The 1,407-nt window shown below is 61.3% G+C and carries 1 protein-coding gene and 1 pseudogene; one reads left to right on the top strand and one right to left on the bottom strand.

What is annotated here, in order from left to right; all coding sequences use genetic code 11:
• Positions 1–643, bottom strand: a 643-nt coding sequence (locus F0311_RS09355) for a TetR/AcrR family transcriptional regulator (protein WP_150461687.1), incomplete at its 3' end; no start/stop codon positions are given.
• Between the two features lie 125 nt (positions 644–768).
• Between F0311_RS09355 and F0311_RS09360 the strand changes: the two are divergent.
• Positions 769–1,407: pseudogene (locus tag F0311_RS09360) on the top strand (hypothetical protein); the annotation flags it as partial.

Consider the following 1,407-nt stretch of genomic DNA (forward strand, 5'->3'; position numbering starts at 1 on the left):
GCTGTTGGCCGTGGGCTAGTTTGTGGAGGTCTTCTCCGGTGAGTGGTTGTGCTGGTAGTGGGGTGGTCATGGCTTGGGGGCGGATGCCGTCGAGGATGATGGCTCGTTGTCGGGCTAGGACGATTCCGCGGGCTGGTTCGGGTAGTCGGAGTACTGATTCCAGCAGTGTGGGGATGTGGGCGAGGTCTGCGGCGGTGGCATCGGGGCGGATGGTCTTTTGGTCTTGGGCGCGGGTGACTATCGCTGTGACTAGTTCCTGTCCCGCTGCTCTGGTCAGGATTTCGGGGTCGATCTGGGCCATGCGGGCAGCGATGGCGCGCATGCTGGGGTAGTGGGACATCAGGTCGATCATCGCGTCGATGGCGGTGACCACCGTGTCCCAGGGGTCTTCGATCTCTGTGGCGCGTTTTAGGGCTTCGATCATGCGGGCTGCTTGTCGGTGGTAGATGGTGGCGATGAGGTCGTTGCGGGTGGGGAAGTGTCGGTAGAGGGTGCCGATGCCGAAGCCGAGGTTGTCTACCAGGGTGTGTAGTGAGGCCTCGAGTCCGTGTTCGCCGAAGTAGAGTTCGGCTGCTTGAAGGATTTTTTCCTTGTTCTCTAGTGCGTCTCGGCGGGGCGCGCGTTTGCGCGGTGTGGTGGTCATGGCGGTGATTATCCGCCTTGGGGTGGTGTAGCGCAAACTGTTGGGGATTGCACAGTCCGGTTAATCATGTAGGGTTGCCGTATACACGCTCCGGACCTATAGGTCCGTTTGGTTGAGGGGAAGTTATGTCGTCAGTTTCTGTTGCTCGTCGCCTCTGTGGTGCTGTGCTTGCGCTGTGTCTGGTGGCACCGTTGTCCGGGGCTGCTGCTGCTGGGCCGGGTGTCGATGCCGTCCCGACCCAGGTGCGGGTGGCCTCTGCTGAAGGTGATGGCATCGACGACGCTGCAGAAGACACCAGCGCTGAGGATGGGGCTGTCACCGAGGTTGAAGACGACCCCGAGCAGAGCGCTGAGGAGGACACCGTCGAGGAGGACATTGAGGACTCCGCGGCCGAGGATGGCACCGGTGCTGTAGAGCACGAGGATGATGCGGCAGTCCCCAATGACGAGGACGAGGCTTCTGGAGACGAAGCAGAGGAACCGGAGTCTGAGGAAGAAGACGCCACTGAGTTCCAGGCCGACCAGCACACCCAGGGCAATGAGTCTGAGGATGAGGAGGCCGGGACCACTGAGGAGGAGACCTCGGAGCTCACCACTGATGAGGCAAGTAGCACAGCCGTAACTGATTGGCCCGCCCTGCAGGATGCGGTCACCGAGGTCTGCGACAACGGGGTAGGCGAGGTCACCCTCGAAGGTACCATCACCGCAGACGACGGTGAGAACCTGGCCCTGACTGTGGGTTGTGATCTCACTCTTGATCTCAAC

The organism is Nesterenkonia ebinurensis, from assembly GCF_008711175.1.
In the GTDB taxonomy this organism is placed as follows: Bacteria; Actinomycetota; Actinomycetes; order Actinomycetales; family Micrococcaceae; genus Nesterenkonia; species Nesterenkonia ebinurensis.